Genomic DNA, 4,301 nt, shown 5'->3' on the forward strand with positions numbered 1-4,301 from the left:
CACCCGTACAATGGTGAAAATGACCATGTCGTAGATGTCCACGAAATACCCTAAGGCCGAAACGATTACTGGAAGAGTAAACAACGGACGTAACGACGAGCGAGTGGGGGAAAGGGGTTGCATGACAAAACAAGGAAACCAGAAAAGGAGAAGGAAGAAAATGGAAACTGCTGTTTTCCTCTTTTCTTCCTTCTCCTTTTCTGGTTCTTATGATTATTCTTCCAGATAGTTCAAATCTTTTCCGTGGGTTTCGGGTATGTTAAGGATTGCTTAAAAACCAATAATATTGCTTATAAGACCGACCACGTCTACAGCATTAACAATATCCAGCTAATGTTTAAGCTCCTGATACGTTAGCGTCATAGGTATGACTAAGCCGCGTACCATATTCGGTACGGTAGTTGCTGCCGTAGCGCGAAGGTTCGTGCCGAATTGTTCAGCGCCGATGGTTACGAACATAGCCCAGTAGCCAATCCCAAAGCCCATTGCCAAACACAAGCCGTAAAGCAGCGTTGCGCTTTTGACTCCGAAATACAAATAAACCAGTCCAAATACGAGAGCTACGCCCATAAGCAGGGCAACGGCTTTTCGGCGCGACTCGAGTGCCTGGCTGATGAAACCGCTAGCCAGGTCACCAAAAGCCAGTCCAACGTAGCACCACATGATGGCCAGACCGGGCTGAATTTCTTCGGTGATATTAAATGCTTTCCCAAATTCATTGCTGAACGTAGCGAGAATACCAATAACAAACCAGGTAGGAAGGCCAATAGCGATGCATTTGAGGTATCGACTAAGCCGATTCGCATTCGTAAAAAAAGAAAGAAAATTACCTCGGCTAACGTGTTTTTGCTCCGTTACGTCCGTGAACATACCTGACTCAACAACACCGACACGTAGCAGCAGTAACCCGATTCCTAAGCCTCCGCCCACAAAAAACGCAGTTTGCCAGTCGAACAGTTTAACGGTAAAATACGCCACAACGGCCCCAAATAAGCCAATACCGGCTACGAGTGAGGTGCCAATGGCTCGTTTCTCTTTCGGTAAAATTTCACTTACAAGCGTAATACCTGCGCCTAATTCACCCGCCAGACCAATTCCAGCAACGAAACGCATCAGCGCGTAATATGTGACTGGCTCCATGAACGTAACGTGCGTGATAAAACCGCAGGCAATGTTGGCAATCGAATACGTAATAATCGACCCGAACAATACCGAGAGTCGCCCGCGTTTATCGCCCAGTACACCCCACAGAATTCCGCCCAGGAGCAGACCGCCCATTTGCCAGTTCAGAATGCTGGCCCCAACGGTTGAGATTTGGTCGGCTGTGAGTCCCAGATCTTTCAGACTCGGCACCCGAACAATACCAAAAAGTAGTAAGTCGTAAATATCGACGAAGTAACCCAGGGCCGCTACGATAACTGGTAAGCTGAACAAGCCAACGGTCGATTCGGACTGACGGTTGGGTTGAGGTTTAGACGAAAGAGTGGAAACAGCCATGCGGCACAATCAATAAGTGAAGGCAAAAGATTTTGCAATTATACGAAAGGGCCAAAGAAGATTAGGTGTTTTAACACCTCTGTACATGGCTTTTTCTGAAACATTCGTCCGAATGAACGTAGTGCCAGAGTCGGAACTTCGTATTAGGGCTTAGCGGTCAGAAGTTTTTTCTGGATAAAGACATCTGCATAGCGTTGGCCAAGCGTTCGGGCTGAAGGCGTATCAAAATGAGTCGTATCTCCCTTATGCGTCAGTCCGGACGACTGCACACAATACGCGTTGGGAATCCGTTGGGTAGCGTGTTGAAGCGCTTCATTAATGGTTTGAGCATCTGCGTTTTTCCTGACAATAAAATCACCCAGGGTTCCTGCTATAAACGGTACATCCGGAGCGTTCAGATCTCTTCGGAATCGTTGGACTAATTCAATTAGTTTTTCTTCATAAGCACCTGCTTTTCCCGGAGTTGAATCCGATTCGCCCTGGTGCCAGATGAAACCAGCCAACTGTCCGTTTTCGAGCGCCTTTTTAGCCCGACGTAGCGCATCATCGTAGGGATACGATTTAGTTGGTTCGTAATACGCTCCTGGCTTCCAGACATCAATACCTGAACCGCCCACGGCACACGGAACCAGACCAATATTAATAGCTGGATACGTAGCGAGGAGTCGTTTGGCAAATGCTAATCCCGGCCCGACACCGACAATAGCGGGTTTGTCGAAGTGCATCGGATCGCGGGCAGGTACCCAGCTTAAATCCTTGGTTAACATCCATATACGTGGATGAACTTGCTGATCTTCTGCTTCGGGAATGCCACGTCCCGCCATGTTCGATTGACCGATAAGCAAAAATAACTGTAGCCGGGGTGGTACATCCTGTTTAAAGGCCAGCGTAATCAAAAGAAAGAAACAATAAACACACTGATGCCTGCCCATAGCAATTCCTGTTGATACGTCTATTATTGATCGACTCCGATAAAAAGCTGCTAAACTGGCCTCGCTACTCACTTGTGTAACGAGAGTCTTCGTCGGATTGGGCCAATTCCTGTGGAGAATCAGGAACGGACTGAGAGACAGGTACAGGCTGAAATTTAAGCAGGTTTTCGTAAACAGAGTAAGCCGTACCCAACGACCAGACTTTAATACCAACGCGGGCAAGTATGAGTGTCTGTTGAACAACGAACATAAGCAGAATGGTAAGCCAGCCACTCATCGTAACCGCTGCATCGATCAGAAAATAGAGACCAAATAATCCAGCACCGATCAGGATGAGCAGACAGTACAAACCATACGTCTTGCCAGGGTTACGTACAACAAGGCGACTGGCTCGCCTAAAGGCCCGGAAAGCATTCGACTCATCTTCCCGAACCATTATTACCTTGGCGTAGTCGCCGATACAAAGCAGAAACGTAGCGGTTAAGGCGGAAAGCCAGAAAAAGAAGAAACCAATCCAGAACTGGCCGCGCTCAGTCAGCGTATCGCTCATCACAACCCCGATGAGTGTGCCGAGAACCAGCCAGATCCCTGAACCAATAACAACAAGCAGCAACGTAACACCGAACAGCCAGATAAACCGACTGACGTAATAGCTACAGGCCTGCCAGAACATTCCGATGGTAAATGAGTCGTTGGAACGTAGCGAAGAAAGTTGGGAAAAGCGCGTCAGAATACCACCCGCGAAGAAGACACTCAGAAATACGTATGTAAGGCCGAGCCACCGGCCAACGCTTATGAGTGGTAAGATACTACGTTTGCTCCGGTGCAGGAAATCCGAAAAAATGGTATAATCGAACCCATTCAGCAAATTGAGGAAGGCCAGCGAGTTCTGATCTTCCGTAACAAGCGTGTTATAAAAAGGCAACGCGACAATCAGCCCCATGATCAACGTAATACCGTACATCAAACTCAGGAGCGGCCTTGAGCGAAGCGTGTGTCGGAGCGCCGTCAGAAGTGGGTTCACGATTATGCAGTTTAGGGCAGGGCCAATTTCCCAGATTAACTAACCATTGGACAATGGATGTTCAGTCCGGATTTTTTCCTGTAATTTAAGAAATCCATCAATTAAAGCCTCCGGACGAGGAGGGCAGCCTGGTACGTATACATCAACCGGGATAATCCGATCCACACCTTTCACTACGTGGTAACCGTGTTGCCAGTAAGGACCTCCGCAGTTTGAGCACGAGCCCATCGAAATAACGTATCGGGGCTCAGGCATTTGTTCATAAAGTCGCCGAATCCGATCGGCCATTTTGTACGTTACCGTACCGGATACAATCATGATATCGGACTGGCGTGGGGAAGGGCGCGGAAAAATACCAAAACGTTCAAGATCGTAGTTGGCAGCAAAAGCCTGCATCATTTCAATGGCGCAACAGGCCAGACCGAAGCTCATGGGCCACATCGATTTCTCGCGCGACCAGTTCAGCAGATCTTCAGAATGCATCAGGATAACGCTGGCTTCGCCGGTCTTATCAGATGGAGATTGAGATGTCATATTATGGAGACGTTTTCGGTAACCGATTTAGAAACTCCTGTTGATGGCGCAAACTAAACGGTTCCAACTGTCGGTACAAGCTAATTTCGGGCTCGGCAGGATTAATTGGACGAATAACCCGACGCGTAACCTTGCTGATAGCCGAGCCAAGCAGTAAACCACCTGCTGCTCCGCCCGCTGCAGCGAAGACTATGTTCAGGCCATGAACAACCGGACTACGAGCCCTGTACATTTGTAATGACTGGTTTCCTAGATAGCCAACCACCAAACCGCCTAAGATAGCACCTGTAATTAGTATCGTCGTTTGCTGTTTG

The 4,301-nt window shown here is 48.2% G+C and carries 3 protein-coding genes and 2 pseudogenes; all 5 read right to left on the reverse strand.

What is annotated here, in order from left to right; all coding sequences use genetic code 11:
- Positions 1-270: 270 nt before the first annotated feature.
- Positions 271-1,497: pseudogene (locus ACOJS8_RS03030) on the reverse strand (MFS transporter).
- Between the two features lie 143 nt (positions 1,498-1,640).
- Positions 1,641-2,429, reverse strand: a complete 789-nt coding sequence (locus tag ACOJS8_RS03035) for a sialate O-acetylesterase (protein WP_420147054.1) — start codon at positions 2,427-2,429, stop codon at positions 1,641-1,643.
- A gap of 64 nt (positions 2,430-2,493) precedes the next feature.
- Positions 2,494-3,453, reverse strand: coding sequence for a hypothetical protein (locus ACOJS8_RS03040; RefSeq protein WP_420147055.1), 960 nt, complete (start codon positions 3,451-3,453; stop codon positions 2,494-2,496).
- Between the two features lie 39 nt (positions 3,454-3,492).
- Positions 3,493-3,987: an NADH-quinone oxidoreductase subunit B gene (locus ACOJS8_RS03045; RefSeq protein WP_420147056.1), complete on the reverse strand. Its 495-nt coding sequence runs from the start codon at positions 3,985-3,987 to the stop codon at positions 3,493-3,495.
- Between the two features lies 1 nt (position 3,988).
- A pseudogene (locus ACOJS8_RS03050) lies at positions 3,989-4,301 on the reverse strand (hypothetical protein); the annotation flags it as partial.

Origin of the sequence: Spirosoma sp. (assembly GCF_048594605.1) — a bacterium.
In the GTDB taxonomy this organism is placed as follows: Bacteria; Bacteroidota; Bacteroidia; order Cytophagales; family Spirosomataceae; genus Spirosoma.

Coding starts and splice junctions, on each gene's coding strand:
- ACOJS8_RS03035 (WP_420147054.1), bottom strand. CDS start 2,429: ATGGGCAGGCATCAGTGTGTTTATTGTTTCTTTCTTTTGATTACGCTG.
- ACOJS8_RS03045 (WP_420147056.1), bottom strand. CDS start 3,987: ATGACATCTCAATCTCCATCTGATAAGACCGGCGAAGCCAGCGTTATC.